Annotated in this window: 19 protein-coding genes and 2 pseudogenes; 13 read left to right on the top strand and 8 right to left on the bottom strand. The window is 71.7% G+C overall.

The genetic code is table 11. From position 1 onward, the window contains the following. Positions 1-10 precede the first annotated feature (10 nt). Positions 11-2,197 carry a catalase/peroxidase HPI gene (gene katG / locus OHB00_RS04390; protein ID WP_406431415.1) on the bottom strand — a complete coding sequence of 729 codons (2,187 nt, stop codon included), beginning with the start codon at positions 2,195-2,197 and terminating at the stop codon, positions 11-13. Positions 2,198-2,252: 55 nt separating this feature from the next. After that, the gene (locus OHB00_RS04395; protein WP_406431417.1) at positions 2,253-2,690 is read right to left on the bottom strand and encodes a Fur family transcriptional regulator; all 438 of its coding nucleotides are present in this window, start codon (positions 2,688-2,690) and stop codon (positions 2,253-2,255) included. A gap of 209 nt (positions 2,691-2,899) precedes the next feature. Between OHB00_RS04395 and OHB00_RS04400 the strand changes: the two genes are divergently transcribed. From OHB00_RS04400 to OHB00_RS04420, 5 genes are all read left to right on the top strand, one after another. After that, positions 2,900-3,274, top strand: coding sequence for a sortase-dependent protein (locus OHB00_RS04400; protein ID WP_406431419.1), 375 nt, complete (start codon positions 2,900-2,902; stop codon positions 3,272-3,274). After that, positions 3,271-3,888, top strand: coding sequence for a class F sortase (locus OHB00_RS04405; protein ID WP_406431421.1), 618 nt, complete (start codon positions 3,271-3,273; stop codon positions 3,886-3,888). The genes OHB00_RS04400 and OHB00_RS04405 overlap by 4 nt, the downstream gene beginning before the upstream one ends. A gap of 88 nt (positions 3,889-3,976) precedes the next feature. Continuing rightward, complete coding sequence (locus tag OHB00_RS04410; RefSeq protein WP_365701740.1) at positions 3,977-4,468, top strand: RNA polymerase sigma factor; 492 nt, start codon at positions 3,977-3,979, stop codon at positions 4,466-4,468. After that, complete coding sequence (locus tag OHB00_RS04415; protein WP_406431423.1) at positions 4,452-4,949, top strand: hypothetical protein; 498 nt, start codon at positions 4,452-4,454, stop codon at positions 4,947-4,949. Before OHB00_RS04410 ends, OHB00_RS04415 begins: the two co-directional genes overlap by 17 nt. Positions 4,950-5,249: 300 nt before the next feature. Then, a complete protein-coding gene (locus OHB00_RS04420; protein WP_406431425.1) occupies positions 5,250-6,371 on the top strand; it encodes an acyltransferase family protein in 1,122 nt (373 codons plus the stop codon). A gap of 14 nt (positions 6,372-6,385) precedes the next feature. On the opposite strand, the gene OHB00_RS04425 is transcribed toward OHB00_RS04420, so the two are convergent. After that, a complete protein-coding gene (locus OHB00_RS04425) occupies positions 6,386-8,518 on the bottom strand; it encodes a discoidin domain-containing protein (RefSeq protein ID WP_406431427.1) in 2,133 nt (710 codons plus the stop codon). A 69-nt stretch (positions 8,519-8,587) separates the two neighbouring features. Then, entirely contained in the window at positions 8,588-8,917 is a 330-nt protein-coding gene (locus OHB00_RS04430) for a hypothetical protein (RefSeq protein WP_406431429.1), read from the bottom strand. Between the two features lie 232 nt (positions 8,918-9,149). Between OHB00_RS04430 and OHB00_RS04435 the strand changes: the two genes are divergently transcribed. Further along, on the top strand, positions 9,150-10,076 hold the full coding sequence (locus OHB00_RS04435) for an SGNH/GDSL hydrolase family protein (RefSeq protein WP_406431431.1): 927 nt from the start codon (positions 9,150-9,152) through the stop codon (positions 10,074-10,076). 88 nt (positions 10,077-10,164) lie between these two features. Here OHB00_RS04435 and OHB00_RS04440 read toward each other — a convergent pair whose 3' ends face one another. Both OHB00_RS04440 and OHB00_RS04445 read right to left on the bottom strand, forming a co-directional pair. Next, positions 10,165-11,373, bottom strand: a complete 1,209-nt coding sequence (locus OHB00_RS04440) for a carbohydrate-binding protein (protein WP_406431433.1) — start codon at positions 11,371-11,373, stop codon at positions 10,165-10,167. Between the two features lie 117 nt (positions 11,374-11,490). Next, on the bottom strand, positions 11,491-12,234 hold the full coding sequence (locus OHB00_RS04445; RefSeq protein ID WP_406431435.1) for a YqjF family protein: 744 nt from the start codon (positions 12,232-12,234) through the stop codon (positions 11,491-11,493). A 64-nt stretch (positions 12,235-12,298) separates the two neighbouring features. On the opposite strand from OHB00_RS04445, the pseudogene OHB00_RS04450 reads away from it, so the two are divergent. The 4 genes and pseudogenes from OHB00_RS04450 to OHB00_RS04465 form a co-directional block, all read left to right on the top strand. Then, a pseudogene (locus tag OHB00_RS04450) lies at positions 12,299-12,627 on the top strand (FAD-binding protein); the annotation flags it as partial. 282 nt (positions 12,628-12,909) lie between these two features. Next, the gene (locus OHB00_RS04455; RefSeq protein ID WP_406431437.1) at positions 12,910-14,013 is read left to right on the top strand and encodes a GNAT family N-acetyltransferase; all 1,104 of its coding nucleotides are present in this window, start codon (positions 12,910-12,912) and stop codon (positions 14,011-14,013) included. Positions 14,014-14,145: 132 nt separating this feature from the next. After that, positions 14,146-14,336 (top strand): annotated as a pseudogene (locus tag OHB00_RS04460) (serine/threonine-protein phosphatase); the annotation flags it as partial. A gap of 39 nt (positions 14,337-14,375) precedes the next feature. Continuing rightward, positions 14,376-14,528, top strand: coding sequence for a hypothetical protein (locus OHB00_RS04465; protein WP_406446366.1), 153 nt, complete (start codon positions 14,376-14,378; stop codon positions 14,526-14,528). 61 nt (positions 14,529-14,589) lie between these two features. On the opposite strand, the gene OHB00_RS04470 is transcribed toward OHB00_RS04465, so the two are convergent. Together OHB00_RS04470 and OHB00_RS04475 are read right to left on the bottom strand one after the other, a co-directional pair. Then, a complete protein-coding gene (locus tag OHB00_RS04470; RefSeq protein WP_365709377.1) occupies positions 14,590-15,081 on the bottom strand; it encodes a peptidylprolyl isomerase in 492 nt (163 codons plus the stop codon). Positions 15,082-15,158: 77 nt separating this feature from the next. Beyond that, positions 15,159-15,737, bottom strand: a complete 579-nt coding sequence (locus tag OHB00_RS04475; RefSeq protein WP_406431439.1) for an RBBP9/YdeN family alpha/beta hydrolase — start codon at positions 15,735-15,737, stop codon at positions 15,159-15,161. Between the two features lie 89 nt (positions 15,738-15,826). Here OHB00_RS04475 and OHB00_RS04480 point away from each other — a divergent pair, with 89 nt between their 5' ends. The 3 genes from OHB00_RS04480 to OHB00_RS04490 all read left to right on the top strand — a co-directional run bounded on the left by OHB00_RS04480 (position 15,827) and on the right by OHB00_RS04490 (position 18,090). Further along, positions 15,827-16,270 carry an Lrp/AsnC family transcriptional regulator gene (locus OHB00_RS04480; protein WP_406431441.1) on the top strand — a complete coding sequence of 148 codons (444 nt, stop codon included), beginning with the start codon at positions 15,827-15,829 and terminating at the stop codon, positions 16,268-16,270. Between the two features lie 235 nt (positions 16,271-16,505). Beyond that, positions 16,506-16,961 (top strand): hypothetical protein, encoded by a 456-nt coding sequence (locus OHB00_RS04485; protein WP_406431443.1) that lies wholly within the window; start codon positions 16,506-16,508, stop codon positions 16,959-16,961. 154 nt (positions 16,962-17,115) lie between these two features. Further along, positions 17,116-18,090 (top strand): SMP-30/gluconolactonase/LRE family protein, encoded by a 975-nt coding sequence (locus OHB00_RS04490; RefSeq protein ID WP_406431445.1) that lies wholly within the window; start codon positions 17,116-17,118, stop codon positions 18,088-18,090. Positions 18,091-18,115 lie beyond the last annotated feature (25 nt).

Raw genomic sequence — 18,115 nt, forward strand, 5'->3', positions numbered from 1 at the left:
TACCAGGTGATCAGACCAGGTCGAACCGGTCCGCGTTCGCGACCTTCGTCCAGGCGGCGACGAAGTCCTTCACGAACTTCTCCTTGGCGTCGTCGCTCGCGTAGACCTCCGCGACGGCGCGCAGCTCGGAGTTGGAGCCGAAGACCAGGTCGGCACGGGTGCCGGTCCACTTGACCGCGCCGCTCGCGTCGCGGCCCTCGAAGGTGGACTGGTCCTCGGAGGTCGACTTCCAGGTCGTGCCCATGTCGAGCAGGTTGGCGAAGAAGTCGTTGGTCAGCACGCCCGGCGTCTCGGTGAGGACACCGTGCTTGGACCCGCCCTGGTTGGCGCCGAGGACACGCAGACCGCCGACGAGGACGGTCAGCTCGGGGGCGCTCAGGCCGAGCAGGTTGGCGCGGTCGAGGAGCAGGTACTCGGCGGGCAGGCGGTTGCCCTTGCCGACGTAGTTGCGGAAGCCGTCGGCCGTCGGCTCCAGGGCCGCGAAGGACTCGGCGTCCGTGTGCTCGTCGGTCGCGTCGACACGGCCCGGAGCGAAGGGCACCTCGACGTCGACACCGGCGTCCTTGGCGGCCTTCTCCACCGCGGCGGCACCGCCGAGGACGATCAGGTCGGCCAGGGAGACCTGCTTGGCACCGGTGTTGAAGTCCCGCTGGACGCCCTCCAGGACACGCAGGACCTGGGCGAGCTCGTCGGGGTCGTTGACCTCCCAGCCGCGCTGCGGCTCCAGGCGGACGCGGGCGCCGTTGGCACCGCCGCGCTTGTCGCTGCCGCGGTACGTCGAGGCCGACGCCCAGGCGGTGGAGACCAGCTGCGAGACCGTGAGACCCGAGTCGAGGAGCTTGGCCTTCAGAGCCGCGACGTCGGCCGCGTCGATGAGCTCGCCCTCACGCGCCGGCAGCGGGTCCTGCCAGATCAGCGTCTCCTCCGGGACCTCCGGGCCGAGGTACAGGGACTTCGGGCCCATGTCGCGGTGGGTCAGCTTGAACCAGGCACGGGCGAACGCGTCCGCGAACTGGTCGGGGTTCTCGTGGAAGCGGCGCGAGATCGGCTCGTAGATCGGGTCGAAGCGCAGCGACAGGTCGGTGGTGAGCATCGTGGGCAGACGCTTCTTCGACGGGTCGTGCGCGTCCGGGACGATCGCCTCGGCGTCCTTGGCGACCCACTGCTTGGCGCCGGCCGGGGACTCGGTCAGCTCCCACTCGTAGCCGAAGAGGATGCTGAAGAAATCGTTGCTCCACTGGGTGGGCTTGGTGGTCCAGGTGACCTCCAGACCACTGGTGATCGCGTCGCCGCCCTTGCCGGTGCCGTGGGTGGACTTCCAGCCCAGGCCCTGCTGCTCGATCGGGGCGCCCTCGGGCTCGACGCCCACGTTCTCCGCGGGGCCGGCGCCGTGGGTCTTGCCGAAGGTGTGGCCACCGGCGATGAGCGCGACGGTCTCCTCGTCGTTCATCGCCATCCGGCGGAACGTCTCACGGATGTCGCGGGCCGCGGCGATCGGGTCCGGGTTGCCGTTGGGGCCCTCCGGGTTGACGTAGATCAGACCCATCTGGACGGCGCCGAGCGGGCTCTCCAGGTCACGGTCGCCGGTGTAGCGCTGGTCGTCGAGCCAGACCTTCTCGGGACCCCAGTAGACGTCGTCCTCCGGCTCCCAGACGTCCTCGCGGCCGCCGCCGAAGCCGAAGGTCTTGAAGCCCATCGACTCCAGGGCCACGTTGCCGGTGAGGATCATCAGGTCGGCCCAGGAGATGGCCTGGCCGTACTTCTTCTTGACCGGCCACAGCAGACGGCGCGCCTTGTCGAGGTTGCCGTTGTCCGGCCAGCTGTTGAGCGGGGCGAAGCGCTGCTGGCCGGCGCCGGCGCCGCCGCGGCCGTCGGAGATGCGGTAGGTGCCCGCGCTGTGCCAGGCCATGCGGATCATCAGCGGGCCGTAGTTGCCGAAGTCGGCCGGCCACCAGTCCTGCGAGTTGGTCAGCACCTCCGCGATGTCACGCTTCACGGCCGCGAGGTCGAGGTTCTGGAACGCCTCGGCGTAGTCGAAACCCTCGTCGAGCGGGTTCGCGACGGCGGGGTTCTTGGCAAGGATCTTCAGGTTGAGCCCCTCGGGCCACCACTGGCGGTTGCCGCCGCCCTGGGTGGGGTGGGGCGCGCGGTCGTGCGCGACCGGGCACTTGCCCGCGTTCTCCTGGGCCTCAGACATGGGGGAAATCCTTCCGGAATGGGCGGATCGACGTACTCAGGAACTATCGACGTACTCAGGAACTGCTGACGGTGGAACAGGCGGGGCACAGACCCCAGTAGATGACCTCGGCCTCGTCGATCGCGAAGCCGTGGTCGTCCGAAGCGGTCAGGCACGGGGCGTCGCCGACCGCACAGTCCACGTCGGCGACGGCACCGCACGACCGGCACAGGACGTGGTGGTGGTTGTCGCCGACGCGTCCCTCGAACCGGGCCGGGCTGCCGGCCGGTTCGATACGGCGTATGAGTCCAGCCGTGGTGAGCGCGTGCAGCGCGTCGTACACGGCTTGGAGCGATATGTGGCCTACGCGCTCGCGGACACCCGAGGCGATCGCCTCGACGTCCAGGTGGTCGCCGTGGCGGACGGTCTCCAGGAGCGCGACGCGGGCGGCCGTCACCCGCAGGCCGGCACCGCGCAGCTCTTCGGCGGTCGTCGGGGACTGGGATGCGGTCATGCCGCCAACCTATCCTCATAAACACGAGTGGTTCAAGAAAACAAACCACTCAAGTTTGGTGGCGAACCGGACAACACCCGCCCCACCGCTCCCCCGCCGCATGACTTTGCCATCTCTTTACAACCCGGCCCCGGCCCGGATCGTCTCTCCGCTCGATCCGTAACTCAGCCCGCCCCGACCACCGCGGGCCGACGAAAGAGAGCATCTCCATGCGCCGAACTGTCCTGAGCGCCACGGCCCTGGCCTGCACCGCCGTCCTCGCGGGCACCGTGCCCGCGTTCGCCGACGGCACCGCCCCCAGCCCGGTCCCCACCGTGGTGGCCTCGGCCGAGCCGTCGGCCGTTCCGTCCCAGGAACCGTCCGCCGTGCCGTCCGCCGCGCCCACCCGGGTGGCCACCCCCGTACCGACGCGGGACTCGCGCCAGGTCGCGGAGGTACCGAAGGGCGCGCCCGACACCGGGGTGACGGAGTCGTCCTCCGGCTCCGGCTCCGAGGGCGCGCTGATCGGCGGCGGCGCGGCCGCCACGGTGCTCATCGCCGGCGCGGCGGTGTTCGCCGTCCGCCGCCGGGCGACCAGGGCATGACCCCGCTCTCCAGGCGTGCCCTCGTCACCGCCGCGACGGCCTCGCTGCTGGCCGGCTGTGCCGGGCAGGCTCCGCACCGGACGGTGACCACCGCGCACCGCGGGCAGCCGCGCGCCGCGGCCGCGCCGTCCGCCACGCCGACCGGGCCCGGCACGCTCGGCCGGTCCGCGCCGGTCCGGCTGCGCATCCCGGCGATCAACGTCGACACCCCGCTGCTGCGGCTGGGCCTGGCGGCCGACGGCACCGTGCAGGTACCGCCGATCACCGCGCACGACCGGGCGGGCTGGTACCGCCGGTCCCCCACGCCGGGGCAGGTCGGCCCGTCGGTGATCCTCGGCCATGTCACGGTCGGCGCCTACGGGGACGGGGTGTTCCGGCACCTCGCCCAGGTGCACCGGGGCGACGAGGTCGTGGCGCGTCTGGAGAACGGCCGGTCGGCGGTGTTCACCGTCGGTGAGGTGCGTACGGTCGCCAAGGCCGCGTTCCCGACCGAGGACGTGTACGGGGACGTGGACCACCCGGAGCTACGGCTGATCACCTGCGGCGGCCCGCGCAGCGGGCACGGCTACCTCGACAACGTGATCGTCTTCGCCACGCTGACCGGAACCGGTTGACCCACCGGGATGCGGGCCCGGCGGAACGTACGCCGCCGGGCCGACATCCTCCTTCGTGAGCCCACGCCCCCCACGACCCTGGAGAACGTTGAAACGGTCCCGAGACAAGGCGGCCTCCGAGCTGTTCGCCGCCCTGTACCCGCGCCTGGCCGGCTGGTGCCGCCGTCTGGTCGACGACGACGAGACGGCGCACGAGATCGCCTCGGAGGCGTTCACCCGGCTGTGGGCCCGGTGGACAAAGGTGGAGGAGCCGCGCGGTTTCCTCTACGTCACCGCGGCCAATCTCGTCCGGGACCACTGGCGCAAGCTGGAGCGCGAGCGCCGTGCGGTGCGCCGCGTCGGCTCGGAGGCCGCGACCCGCCCGCACACCGAGCCGACGGACCCCTCGGTACGGCTGCTGGTGCAGTCGCTGCCCGAGCGGCTGCGGGTGCCGATCCTGCTGCACTACTACGCTGACATGCCGATCCGGGAGGTCTCCGAGCTGACCGGGCGCAAGGAAGGAACCGTCAAGGCCGACCTGCACGCGGCCCGAGAACTGCTCCGCGGTCATCTGAGGAGAAGCCTTGACCACACGCTTTGACGACGAGCCCGGTTCCGACGGCCCCGACGATCCCCTCGCGGTCGTCCTGCGGCCGCCCGCGGCCCACCTCGGTCCGCCGCCGGGCCGCTACGAGGAGATCCGCCGGGCGGCGGGCCGGCGCCGGCTGGTCCGCACGGCGGCCGGAGCCGGGGTGACCTGTGCCGTCGCCGTCTGCGTCGCCCTGTCGCTGCATCTGACAGCACCCGCGGCGCCGACGTCGCCCCGGTTGCCGCTCGCACCGCCGGCCGTCAGCCCGACGGCGCCGCAGCGCCCCTCGACGTCTCCGGCACCGGCCGAACCCAGTCCGAGCCCGAGCGTCGCACCGACGCGGGGCGGGACCTCGCTGGAGCCCACGCCCGGGTCGCCGACCCGGGACACCACACAGGCGACCACGCCCGGCCGGTCGGCGACTCCGTCGGCGGTCCGGGTCACACCGTCGGAGAGCCGGCCGAGCGCCGTCGCCACGTCGGCCCGCTCGTAGCCGCGTCAACGCGCTGACGGCCGGGTCACACGTTCGTGCCCGCCGGTTTCGGCGCGCCGCGCGCAGCCCAAAGGCACGGGCCACGGCGTCGCGCCGGGCACCGCGGCGCCCGGCGAAGGCCACAGGACGCGTCGGGCGTCCGGGTAGGGTCGCACCCGCCCGTCCGGCCCCCGCGGCCCGTATGGCCGAGGCCTTCCCTCGGCGTTGGTGTGATGTTTCGTCCGTGGCCGGAATGAAAGGTGCGGAACGGGCAACGCTCCGTTTCATGCTCCACGCGCGAACCCTCCGGCAGGTGACTCGATGACGACGGCGACCCAGGCCCCTCCGACCGCTCCGGCCGCCGCGCCACCCTCCCGCACCCTGCCGTCCGCCCCCGCCCCCGCACTGCCCTCGCTGACCGGACTGAGATGGATGGCCGCGCTGCTGGTCTTCGGGCTGCACGTGCACAACTTCCGCTATTTCGGCGGCACCGGCGGCCGCTTCGTGTCCTGGGGGTTCGAGGCCGGCGCCTCGGGGGTCTCGTTCTTCTTCGTCCTCTCCGGGTTCGTGCTGATGTGGTCCGCGCGGCCCGGCGACCGCGCGCCCCGCTTCTGGTGGCGGCGGGTCGCCCGCGTCTACCCCGTGCACCTGGTCACCGCCGCCGTCGCGCTGGTGATGGTGTGCACGCTCCCCCGCCAGCCGAAACCCACCCTCGTGCAGGGCCTGGCCGACGTCTTCCTGGTGCACTCCTGGTGGCGGCCGTGGTGGCAGACGCTGGACCCGGTCAGCTGGTCGCTGGCCTGCGAGGCCTTCTTCTACGCCGCGTTCCCGCTGCTGGCGCTGCTGCTGCGCCGCCTGGGCGCCCGGGGCGCCACGGCGGTGGCCGGGCTGGCCGCGCTGACGGTGCTGGCGCTGGCCTGGACGGACGCGCACCACTGGTGGGCGCAGCCGATCAGCTCCTTCCCGGCCGCCCGGCTGCCGGAGTTCGTCCTGGGCGCGGCCACCGCGCGGCTGGTGCTGCTCGGCCGGTGGCGCGGCCCCGGTCTGGAGGCCTCGCTGGCGCTGGCGGTCATCGGCTACTTCCTGGTCCCGCAGGTCACCGCCGACTACGCGGCCACCGCCTGCACCATCACGGGCTTCGCGCTGCTCATCCCGGCGGCGGCCATCGCGGACCTGCACGGCCTGCCCTCGCTGTGGCGGCGCCGGTGGCTGGTCCGCCTCGGCGAGCTGTCGTTCGCGTTCTACATGGTCCATCTGCTGGTGCTGCGGGCGGGCACCCATCTGCTCGGCACCCGCCCGCGTTACGACCTGCTCACCGGTGCGGCCGTCGTCGCCGTCGCGTTCACCGTCTCGCTGGGCCTGTCCTGGCTCCTCTACGAAGGCGTGGAGCGGCCCGCGCGCCGGCTGCTGCTACGGCGTCCGGCACGGCGGCGGACGGCCTAGCCGGAACTGGCCTGCTACGGGAACTGCGTCACCTTCGAGGGGGTCGTGCTGGTCCCCGACGTCGGTGATCCGGTGGTGTTGACGACGTGGGCGTACTGGCCCATGCCGCCGAGGGAGATCACCAGCAGGTCGTGCATCCTGATCCCCGGACCGGTCGGCACCTGGAAGCCGTTGGACTGCACGATCGTCGGATCGGCCGTGTAGTTGCAGTAGCTTCCCAGGCCCCACGCCTCATGGGTGGTCACGGTGTCGGCGACCTTGTAGGCCGCGTACCCGACGACGCCGTCATGGGTGATGGCGGCGGCGTTCGGGGCGTCGTACGCCTTCTCGTTCTGGAAGAAGATCGTGCGGCCGCGTTCGCCGTTCCAGTAGACGTCGTACTTGTTGAAGTGCTCGACGAACAGGCCGGTGGCGAGGACGTCGTTGCCGTTGACGCGCAGGCCGTAGTCGGCGCGGTTGGTGTCCCAGCCGACGCCGCTGCCGTGGTCGGCGCGCCAGAGCCAGGTGTGGTCGATGATCACGTCGTTGCTGTTGACGACCACGGAGTTGGTGGCGAGGCCGGGTCCGGCGCCGCCGATGCGGACGAACACGTCCTGCATGGAGGTGGGGTCGGCGGAGTGGTCGGCGGTGGAGCCGGGGTCGCCGATCCGCAGCAGGGTGTCGGAGTTGACGGTGCCCGCGTCGATGAGGAACCCGGCGAGCTTGACGCCGTCGACGTCGGCGACGTGCATGGCGTCGACGCCGTTGTCCGGGACGAGGGTGGCGAGGCCCAGACCGAGGACGACGGTGTTGGCCCGGGTGACGTCGATGGTCCGGTCGAGGTGGTAGATGCCCGGGGTGAAGAGGAGGTTGAGGCCCTGGGCGAGGGCCTGGTTGATGGTGGCGGCGGTGGCCCCTGGCTTGACGACGTAGAACTGGTCCAGCGGGACGGAGGTACCCGCGTTCGCCGGCCAGGAGACGCCCCGGGCGTCCGTGCGCTTGGCGGGGACGAAGACCTTGTAGGCGCTGCCGTCCAGGTAGAGGAACGGCTTCTCACGCGAGACAGGGGTGGTGTCCAGCGTGGTGTAGGGGCCGGAGTCGAAGTTGCCGGCGGGGGCGCCCTGGACGCCGGAGAAGGTCATGTTCCACACGCCGTTGGTCCAGCCGCCGACCGAGCTGTCCCGGGTGTACCACTGCTGCTGGGAGTACGGGCCCACGGTGCCGTCGATCTTCGAGTCGGCGATGTAGCCGCCGGAGGCCCAGCCGTAGCCGTTCGGCGCGAGGTTGAGGCCGCCCTTGACGTGGATACGGCGGAAGGGGGCCGCCTGAGCCACGGCCCACCGGTCGGTGCCGTTGGACGGCGTGACGGCGAGGTTCTCCGCCGAACGCCAGAAGTTCTGCGTGGCGTTGCCGTTGAACCAGCCGGCGTCGACGGTGACGTCACCGTTGATCTGGGTGTCGTCGGGGTTGAGGCCGAGCCCGGAGATCGAGGTGTAGAAGCCGATCTGGGCGTTGATGCCGTTGTAGGTACCCGGCTTGAGCAGGAACTGGTAGCGGCCGGTGCCGAACTGGGCCGACTCCTGCTGGGCGAAGACGGAGTCGAACTTCGCCTGGAGGTTCGGCGTGGACGGGTCGACGACGATGACATTCGGGCCCAGGTCGCCGCCGCCCTGGACCGGGGGCGTGCCGGTGGTGGTGCCGTAGACCTGGAACTCCCAGAGCGAGTAGCCCCACTGGGTGGCCCGGTGCACGCCCAGCATCCGGACATAGCGGCCCTGCCCGGACACGGAGAGAGTGTCGGTGCCGCCGTCGCCGCCGGTCACGGACTGCAGGTCGGTCCAGTTGCTGCCGTCCGGGGAGATCTGGACCTTGTAGTCCTTGCCGTAGGCGGTCTCCCAGGTGAGGACCACCTGGTTGACCTGTGCGGTGGCGCCGAGGTCGACCTGGAGCCACTGGTCGTCGGTGAAGGCGGACGACCAGCGGGTTCCGGCGTCGCCGTCCACCGCGTTGGCCGCGGCGGTCCCCGCGTTCTCCGCGGAGGAGGCGGTGGCCGTCCTGCCCTGGGACAACGGGGCGTCGGCGGCACGGGCCGCTGGCGCGTGGGCGGCGGGAAGGGCGAGCAGTGCTGCCAGGGCGGCGAGCACCACGCCCAAGGATCTCAGTCTCATCAGCGGCTCCTGAGGTGGGCACGGGGTGCGCACGACCGGCGCACCCCTCTACTTAGTTCAGGGTTTGATTTAAGTGATGAGGCAATCTGCCGACAACCCTTCGGCAGCAGAATTCTCCACCACCGGCCCGGAGCCGCCGGCCGACAGGCCGCTCAGGATGCCGGCTCCTCGTCGTTGGGCCAACTGCCGGTACATGGCGGCGAGGTCGCCCGACAGCGCGCCCTTGGCCCAGCGGGCGAGGTCGTCGGCGAGCGCCTCGAAGGTGCCGCCCTCGGCGATCCAGGACAGGACCGAGTGCACGTTCAGGATGCGGCCGCCGCCGTTGCGCTCGACGACCGGGACGAAGGCGCGGGTGAGCAGCGGCGGACCGCGGCGAATCGGAAACCGATCGGCTTCCATCGATCGCCGTCCAACGAAAACCAATCGGTTTCCCGCTTCGGGCGCGGCAACCGGCACCCGGTCGCCGGCCGGACCGGATCTCCGTACCGGCAGGGGCAGTTACTCGATCCAGTTCCTTGCGTCCGACCTCTGGCTACGGACTCCTACCGGGCGGTATACAGACCCGACACACGCGTACGGACCGCCCGCCGGGACCGGTTCCGTGCGCGTCCTGGTTCCAGGGGGGATCTCCATGGCGTACGGCATCCGGTCCGACGGTTCGGCGAGACGGCGACGGCGGAAGGCCACCGTGGCGGCGGCGCTGGGCGGCTGCGCCCTGGTGGCCGCGTCCACGACACCGGCCGCGGCACACGGCGGCGGCCCCGGTCACGGTTCCGGACACGACCGCGGCACCGCTTATGTGGCGCTCGGCGACTCCTACACCTCGGGCCCGGTCATCCCGACCCAGGTCGACGCGAACTGCGCCCGCTCCGACCACGACTACCCCTCGCTGGTGGCGGCGGCCCGGCACGTGAGCGCGTTCAAGGACGTGAGCTGTGCCGGTGCGACGACCGCCGAGATGTGGAAGGCGCAGGGCACCAACGGGCCCCAGCTCGACGCCGTGCAGCGCGGCACCGACCTGGTGACCGTCCAGATCGGCGGCAACGACATCGGCTTCAGCTCGATCATCGGCACCTGCGCGGCCCTCAGCTCCAAGGACCTGACGGGCAACCCGTGCCAGCAGTACTACAACGCGTCCGGCACGGACCAGCTGGTGCTCGCCATCGCGCAGACCGCCCCCAAGGTCGACAAGGTGCTGCGGGCGATCCGCGCCCGGGCCCCGCACGCCAGGATCCTGGTCGTCGGATACCCCGACCTGCTGCCCGACGACGGCAGCGGCTACTATCCCACGGTGCCCTTCGCGGCCAAGGACTTCCCCTACCTGCGTGACACCGGGAAGCGGCTGAACCTCATGCTGCGCATGGTCGCGGCCTGGAACGGCGCCCGGTACGTGGACACGTACGGTCCGACCGTCGGCCACGACATGTGCAAGGCACCCGCCGACCGCTGGATCGAACCCCTCCAGCCGACCTCCCCGGCCGCCCCCGCCCACCCCAACGCCAAGGGCGAGGCAGCCATGGCCCAGGCCGTGCTCGACCGGCTGGAGCGGCGCCACTAGCCGGGGGTGGTGGGCAGCCGGCCGCCGAGGACCCTCCTGCGGCGGCCGGCCGCCTCCGCGCCCCCCGGACCACGGTTCCGGGAACGGTTCAGCAGGCGCCCTCGTCCTGCCAGGGACCCCACTCCGAGGCGCCGGGCACCTCGTTCTGGGTCCACCACTTGGCCTTCCAGTTGTGACTGTTGTACGAGACCTCGTCGTCCTTCACGTACACCGCCGTCGAACTCCACGCGGTCTTGCAGGAGGTGGGCGTGGGTGTCGGTGTGGGGGTGGGGGTGGTGGTCGGTGGGGTGACCCCGGCGAACTTCACCGAGTACTTGGCGAAGTCCCAGTCGCCCTGGGCCACGCTGGAGCAGGTCCCGGACGTGGTGCCGTTGTTGTCGACCGGGCTGCACTGGCGGTCGCGGTTCAGGGACCAGAACGTGAAGCGGTCCATGTTGTGGCTGGTCGCGTAGTCGAGCACGGTCTGGAAGTCGGTCTGCGTGAAGTACTCGCCGGTGTCGCTGCGGCCGTTCATCCCGGAGAAGCCCTCGTGGGCGTAGGCGGTCGCCTGGTCCCAGCCGAACGTGGACTGCAGGATCGAGTTGAAGTTGGTGAGCGCGCTGGTCTGCGAGGCCGCCCCGCTGAAACCGCCGTCGAACGGCATGATGGAGAAGTTGTTCGGCGTGAACCCCTGCGACTTCGCCTCCAGGAGCATCTGCTTGCCGAACCAGCCGGTCCCGTCTGCCGTGCCGGGCGTGGTGACCGAGACGTACAGGCCCGGGTTGTTCTGCTGGAGGATCTTCGCGGCGCCTATCTCGTTCTTGATCGCCGCGGTGTTCTCGTACTCCGGTTCCTCCAGGTCGAAGTCGATCGCGTGCAGCCCGTACTTGGTGATGACCTGCTGGTAGGCCGCCGCGGTGGAAGCCGCGTCCGCGCAGGTCTGGCCCAGCTTGGTGCCACCGTAGCCGCCGATGGAGACCGAGACGTCACCGCCCTTGGCGCGGATCGCGTTGATCACCGACTGGACGGCGGTGTCGGAGGAGACCGCGGCCGTGCCGCCCCAGGTGGGGGTGCAGCCGCCGCCGTTGGGAGCCAGGACGAACGCCAGCTGGAAGGCCTTGAGGCCGGTGGCGTCCATGATGGTGGCCGCGTTCGGCGGGTTGTTGTCCAGCGGCATCAGGTACGGGGCCGCCGCGTACCACCGATTGCTCAGCGCGGTGGTCGCACCCGAGGCGTTGCTCGCGACGAGCGCGGTGGTGCCGGCGGCGGCGAGGGTGACGGCGGCAGCCGCGCCCAGACATGCGCGAAGGGGTCTCACTGGTGCCTCCAGGGGGGCCGGGGAGGTGGGGTGGCTCCCAGCTTCCGGAGGTGTCGCGGTCACGTCAATGAATTGGACTGGACCAAAGTCCCCTTTGGACTAGACCATGCGATTTCTTTACCTGGTGGGACGGAGCAGGTCCGGCGAGCCGAACCGCACCTTCACGCCGGGCGACCAGACCACGCTGACCGGCGGACCGGACGGCGCGGGCACGCCCGCCGCCGCGACCAGCCCGTCGTCCAGATCCAGGAGCTCGGCCCGATGCAGCGGCCAGGGAGCATGCTCGGTCGGCAGGTGCGCGGTACGGCCGCGCCAGGTCACGTGCAGCCCCCAGCGCGCGGTCAGGAAGTGCTCCAGCGGCGAGGGCTCGGCGATCGGCGGCCCGGTCCGCACGACCGCCCGGCTCGCGACAGCCGGGCGCCGCCGGCGGCAGGTGTAGGTGATCGCATCGCCCTCGCGGCGCAGCCGCATCGCGGACCAGATGTACGGCAGCCGGAACCCGTACCGGCCCATCAGCGCCGGGAGCAGCCGGGCCGAGTCCAGGGACCTGAACACCACCCCGCGCCGACCCTGCTCGTCCACCGAGTACAGCCGTACGTTCGTCTCGCAGAAGGTGCCCAGATACGGCAGTCCCGGCCCCGGCCCGAACCCGGTGCCCCGCATCAGGAACGGGACGAGGCCGACATAGGTGACCCCGTCCAGGGTGTCCGGCCTGGTGCCGGCGGGCAGCAGCGCCGCCACCCGCTCCGGCTCCACCGGCCAGTGCAGAAAGGTCAGGTCGTACCACCCCTGCACCATCGTCGGCCGCCGTACCGGCCGCGGGGTGGACGGGGTTATGGCCTCGGTCGCCACGGTCTCCATGACGCAGCTTGATAGCACGCCAGTGCGAGCCGACGGGAGGGTTCCGCGAGAGCGGGGCGCCCCCCGTGCGTTCGCCCTCTCCGGCTCCGGGCCGAACCCCGACCGCACCAACAAGGACGTCTGGCAGCTGCTCTCCCGGATCTGGCAGACCCCGGAGCCCATCTGAACATCCTCACCCGCAAGACCCTCGGCGGGCTCCGGACCGACCTCTCCGGACGCGTCCTGGACAGCAGCGGCTCTCCCGTCCCTCGCCTCTACTCCGCCGGTGAGGTGGCAGGCTCCGGCGGCGGTGGGGTGCACCGCTACCGCTCGCTTGCGGGCACCTTCCTCGGCGGCTGCCTCTTCTCCGGCCGGCAGGCGGCCCGCGCGGCGGCCGCGGCGACGGCGACCTGACGGAAAGGACCGGGAAAGTCCGAGTCACCCCACCCCCAACGCGCCCCGGCAGTGGCACCCTTGACAGCGTGCGTACTGTTTCGCGACGTTTGAGCGACACCTCCGGACCGGCGACCCCGTCACCGGTCCCGGGACGAAGGTGTACGGCGGGGAACAGGAGCTGCTCGTAGCAACGGCAGAACGCGGAACACGCGTTATGGGGGGAGCGGTCGCCCATGCGATCCACAGGCCAGTGCAGTCATGCGTCACACACCTCGTCAGCCGAAGGGCGGTTGATCTGAGGTGGACATCACGATCCACAGACCCGGCGAGCTCACCCAGTCGCTCCGCGGGGCCTGGCATCACGCGATGGACGAGTCGCCGGAGTACGCGAATCCCTTTCTGGCCCCGGAGTTCACGATCGGCGTCGGCAGACACCGGGCCGGCGTGCGGGTGGCGGTCCTGCGCGAGGGCGGGGAAGCCGTCGGCTTCCTCCCGTACGAGCGCAACGCCCTCGGCGTCGGCCGGGCCGTCGGCCTCGGTCTCTCCGACTGCCAGGCACTGGTCCACCGGCCCGGAGTCACCTGGGACCCCCAGGAGCTGCTGAGCGCCTGCGGGATGTCCATCTTCGAGTTCGACCACCTGGTCGCCGAGCAGAGACCTTTCGCCCCCCACGTCACCGGCACCTTCGCCTCACCGGTGATCGACGTGAAGCCCGGCGACGCCGGCTACCCCGAGTGGCTGCGCGCCACCTACCCCGGCCTGGCGAAGACCACGCTGAAGAAGGAACGGCGCCTCGGCCGCGACATCGGCGACCTGCGCTTCGAGTTCGACGAGCGCGACCCCGCGGCCCTGCGCACCCTGATGCGCTGGAAGTCCGCCCAGTACCGCCGCACCGGCCGCATGGACCGCTTCGCCCGCCCCTGGATCGTCGACCTCGTGGATCACCTCTTCCACGTCCGCGAGGAGCACTTCACCGGCGTGCTGTCCGTGCTCTACGCCGGCGACCGGCCGGTGGCCGCGCACTTCGGCCCGCGCTCGGGCACCGTCCTCGCCGCCTGGTTCACCGCCTACGACCCCGGACTGCACTACTACTCACCGGGGTTGATGATGCATCTGCGTACCGCGGAGGCCGCGGCGCGGGGCGGCGTCACCCTCGTCGACCTGGGGCGCGGCGACAAGGAGTACAAGGACTGGCTCAAGACCCGCGAGCTGCGGGTGGGCGAGGGGTTCGCGACCCGCGCCCACCCGATGGCCGCCGCGCACCGGCTGTGGCGGCGGCCGGTCCGCGGGCTGCGCAACACCGTCCTCGCCCATCCGCGGCTGCGCGACCCGGCGGACCGGCTGCTCAAGACGGTCGGCACGCTGCGCGCGTCCCGCCGCCCGGACGGTCTGCGCCAGGGGTGACCGACCCGCCCCTGGACGGGGCGGTGACGGCCGACCGCATCCGGTCGTCACCGCCGCGGCCGGTCGCTCGCCCGCCGTTCGCACTATGATCCTGTAAAGGTGAAAACCTGGGGGTCTGCCCTGGAGCGATCCATGCCCCGCAAGCGCGCGACGGACGACGGCGAGCTGCTGGCCAGAGTCAGGTCGCTCACCGCCCAGGCACGGGAGCGCGCCGAGTACCAGCGTTCGCAGGTCGAGCCGGCCATCGCGCTCCAGCGCGGCATGCCGCCCCGGGACCTGCCCGAGACCCCGCGCTTCATCTGGCCGCCCGGTACGCGCCCGCCCGCTGCGCGCCGGCCCTGACCTCACTGCTGCTGTCGGCCGTGATCACCGAGCAGCACGACACCCGGCTCTCCGTCGCGGAGGCCTGCAAGGAACTCGCCGAGGCGCTGGAACACCTCACCGCGCACGACTCCCCGGCCGGGCGCGCCCCGCCCCGGGCGCCGGAACCGCGGCACGAGCGCGGCACCCGGTGACCGACGGCGGAGGGGGACCGGGCGAGCGCCCGGTCCCCCTCGGAAGAACGCCGGTCCGGGATCAGACGGTGCCGCTCGCCGTGATCTCGACCTTGGCCTTGGGGGCGCCGCTCTGGGAGCCGTAGCTCTCGATCTTGTCGACGATGTCCTGGCCCTCGACGACCTCGCCGAAGACCACGTGCTTGCCGTCCAGCCAGGACGTCACGACGGTGGTCACGAAGAACTGCGAGCCATTGGTGTTCCGGCCCGCGTTGGCCATGCTGAGCAGGTACGGCCGGTCGTGCTTGAGCTGGAAGTTCTCGTCCTTGAACTTCTCGCCGTAGATGCTCTTGCCGCCGGTGCCGTCACCACGGGTGAAGTCACCGCCCTGGAGCATGAACTGGGGGATGATCCGGTGGAAGCCGGAACCGGCGTAGCCGAAGCCGTGCTGCCCGGTGGCGAGCTCGCGGAAGTTGCGGGCCGTCTCCGGCACCACGTCGTCGAACAGGTTGAACACGATCCGGCCGGCCGGCTCGTTGTTGATCGAGATGTCGAAATAAACGTTGTCGCTCATGCAGGTCAACCTATCGCGAACCGTCCTACGGGGGCGCACAGCCCGGGGTGTCGGGGGCGCCGGGGCCGCTCAGCCGCTCAGCCGCTCACCAGGGTCCGCAGGAGCTCCCGGCCGACGGGCCAGTCGCCGAGGCCGCTCGCGGAGTTGAGATGCCCGTGCGCGCCCACGGAGTGCCACGGCGCCCGCCAGCCCGCGGCCAGCGCGCCGGAGGCCGTGGCATCGCCGTAGGGGTCGTCGTCGCTCGCCACCACCAGGGCCGGGCCGGGCAGCGGGCGGGCGGCCAGCTCCACGAATGTCGGCGCCGCCCCGGCCGGGAAGGCCGGCCCCCGGGGATCGGGCGGTGCGGCCAGGAACGCCGGGACCTGCCGGGGCCGCGCCCGCGCCAGCCACTCGGCGGCCGCCCAGCAGCCGAGGCTGTGCGCCACCAGTACCACCCGGCCGTCCCGGGCGGCGGCGACGTCGTGGGCGGCCTGCACCGCGGCGACCCAGTCCCCCAGTTCGGGCCGGGTCCAGGATCCCGGGGCGATCCGCACCGCCGCGTCGCCCCATGCACGCTCCCACCGGCTCTGCCAGTGCCTGCCGTCCGACCCGTCGATCCCGGGGATGATGACGTACGCGACCACGCCGACCGCCCTTTCCGTCGTGACCCGGCGCACTCCGGGTCTCTCCTGGGGGCGATTGTGGACGGACCAGTGGCGCCGGCACGGCCCGGCAAGTGATCCAGAGGAAAGTGGGGACGACGACGATGGAATCACTCGACGACATCGACCGGGCCATCCTGGAGCTGCTCCAGACCGAGGGCCGGCTCACCGGCGCCGAGGTCGGACGGCGGGTCGGGCTCTCCCAGCCGGCGGCGGGCGCCCGGATCCAGCGGCTGGAGAAGAGCGGTGTCATCGCCGGCTACCGGGCCGTGGTCGACCCCGCCGCGCTCGGGCTCAACATCCACGCCGTGGTCCGGCTGCGCAGCACGCACGCGCAACTGCCGATGGCGCTCGCCCTCGCCGCCCGGACCCCGGAGGTCGTGTCGACGCTCCGGGTGACCGGCGAGGACTGCCTGCTCTTCGACGTGCACTGCACCCGCGCCGAACGCCTCGAAGAGATCGTGGACTCCCTGGCCCGCCACGGCCCGGTCACCACCTCCCTCGTACTGCGCGGCTACCCGCCCAAGCCGCTGCCCACGAACCCTTGAAACGGGATTGGTCCGGACCTATCCACGCCGGCACCGGCGGCTCGTCCACCAAGACGCTGGTGGAGCGGTACTGCCACTACGCCGTTCCGTCCTCCTTCAACGTCACCCGGGTCGCTTCCCGCAGCACCGGCGACCACGACGACAACGGCCCGGCGAATACGCCGCAAGTGGTACATCTCGCAGGACGGTCGTAGCGTCGAAGGGAACACGTACGGCGGAACGGGCGGGAGCGACCATGCGCAGACCAGTGGTGGGAACGGCGATCGGACTCGGGGCGGCCCTGCTCCTGACGGCAGGCATGACGACGGCCTCCGCGACGCCGCCGACACCGTCCCCGTCGCGGGCGTCGGCCCAGCACCCGGTGCTCGTCGACTGCCTCTGGCACCAGCGGTTCAGGCCGACCGACTTCATACTGGCCTGCGGCGACGGCAACAGCCTCCTCACCGGCATGCGCTGGACCCAGTGGAACGACCGCACGGCGGTCGCCCAGGGCGTGAACATGGTGAACGACTGCAAGCCGTACTGCGCGGCGGGGAAGTTCCACAAGTACTCGGTGACCGTACGGCTCGACCGCCCGACGGCCTGGACGAAGCACCCGAACGTACAGCACTTCACGCGCATGAACCTGACCTACTCCGGTGCCAGGCCGGAGGGATACACGCAGGTCATGAGCTACCCCATGTGGAACTGAGCGGGACCGTCACCCGGCTGGGCGACATGCGGGGCCACGCCGTGCGCCGGGCGGGCGACGTCGCGGCCACGGCTGCCGCCGCCCGGGGACGGTTAAGCGTCATGTTGATGTGACCGGTACGCCGGAGCCTTGCGCTCCCGTCGAAAGAGGTCACATGCCCCGATTCTCCCGCCGGGCCGTCGCCGCCCCGGCCGCGGTCGCGATCGGCCTGCTCGCGGCGGTTCCGGCCGCGAGCGACGAGCCGGTCCTCTCCCGTCCGCACACCGTCGCCCATTTCGATCTCACCCAGGGACAGACACCCGAGAGCGTCGTCGCCGAGCGCGGCGGCGCGGTCGACATGTCCTTCGCGTTCGCCCGGCAGGTCGTCAAGGTCACCCGGGAGCGCCGGGTCCGTGTCCTCGCCACCCTGCCCGACGAGAAGAACCCCCGGACGCCCCTGGTGAACAGCGCGGTCACGCACGGCCTGGCCCGCGCCCTCGACGGCACGCTGTACGTCAACTACGCCACCGGCACCGACAGGACCGGTGTCTGGCGCATCCCGGCCGGCGGCGGCACCCCCGAGCAGATCGCCCAGCTGCCGGCCGACAGCCTGCCCAACGGCCTGGCGCTCGACGAGAAGCACGGCGTGCTCTACGCGGCCGATTCCGCGCTGGGCACGGTGTGGCGCATCCCGCGGTCGGGCGGCGCGCCCACGGCCTGGGCCACCGGCACCGCGCTCGCCGGGCTCACCTCGGCCACCGGCTTCGGTGCCAACGGGATCAAGGTCCACCAGGACGCGGTGTGGGTGACCAACACGGACCGGGGCACGCTGCTGCGCATCCCGGTCGGTGCGGACGGCTCGGCAGGCTCGGCCGAGACCCGGGCGACCGGTCTCACCGGGGTCGACGACTTCGTCTTCCCCGGCCACTCGGACCTGGTGCTCGCCGCGCTGAACCCGTCGAACGAGATCGCGCTCATCGGCCCGGACGGCAGCCACAGCGGCGTCCTGACGGTGCAGGAGGGGCTCTCCAACCCGACCTCGCTCGCGGTCAGCGGCCGTGACGTGTTCGTGGCGAACGCCGCCTACTTCACCCAGCGCGACCCGAACCTGCTGAAGGCCCGGCTGGGCGCGCACTTCTCCCGCTCGTAGCCGAAGAGGGCCGGCACCGGCCGGC

Source organism: Streptomyces sp. NBC_00631 (assembly GCF_045206895.1).
GTDB lineage: Bacteria > Actinomycetota > Actinomycetes > Streptomycetales > Streptomycetaceae > Streptomyces.

Bases quoted from the DNA above. Each gene is read 5' to 3' on its own strand.
- katG (WP_406431415.1), bottom strand. From the start codon at position 2,197: ATGTCTGAGGCCCAGGAGAACGCGGGCAAGTGCCCGGTCGCGCACGAC.
- OHB00_RS04395 (WP_406431417.1), bottom strand. From the start codon at position 2,690: ATGACCGCATCCCAGTCCCCGACGACCGCCGAAGAGCTGCGCGGTGCC.
- OHB00_RS04400 (WP_406431419.1), top strand. From the start codon at position 2,900: ATGCGCCGAACTGTCCTGAGCGCCACGGCCCTGGCCTGCACCGCCGTC.
- OHB00_RS04405 (WP_406431421.1), top strand. From the start codon at position 3,271: ATGACCCCGCTCTCCAGGCGTGCCCTCGTCACCGCCGCGACGGCCTCG.
- OHB00_RS04420 (WP_406431425.1), top strand. From the start codon at position 5,250: ATGACGACGGCGACCCAGGCCCCTCCGACCGCTCCGGCCGCCGCGCCA.
- OHB00_RS04425 (WP_406431427.1), bottom strand. From the start codon at position 8,518: ATGAGACTGAGATCCTTGGGCGTGGTGCTCGCCGCCCTGGCAGCACTG.
- OHB00_RS04430 (WP_406431429.1), bottom strand. From the start codon at position 8,917: ATGGAAGCCGATCGGTTTCCGATTCGCCGCGGTCCGCCGCTGCTCACC.
- OHB00_RS04435 (WP_406431431.1), top strand. From the start codon at position 9,150: ATGGCGTACGGCATCCGGTCCGACGGTTCGGCGAGACGGCGACGGCGG.
- OHB00_RS04445 (WP_406431435.1), bottom strand. From the start codon at position 12,234: ATGGAGACCGTGGCGACCGAGGCCATAACCCCGTCCACCCCGCGGCCG.
- OHB00_RS04470 (WP_365709377.1), bottom strand. From the start codon at position 15,081: ATGAGCGACAACGTTTATTTCGACATCTCGATCAACAACGAGCCGGCC.
- OHB00_RS04480 (WP_406431441.1), top strand. From the start codon at position 15,827: ATGGAATCACTCGACGACATCGACCGGGCCATCCTGGAGCTGCTCCAG.
- OHB00_RS04485 (WP_406431443.1), top strand. From the start codon at position 16,506: ATGCGCAGACCAGTGGTGGGAACGGCGATCGGACTCGGGGCGGCCCTG.
- OHB00_RS04490 (WP_406431445.1), top strand. From the start codon at position 17,116: ATGCCCCGATTCTCCCGCCGGGCCGTCGCCGCCCCGGCCGCGGTCGCG.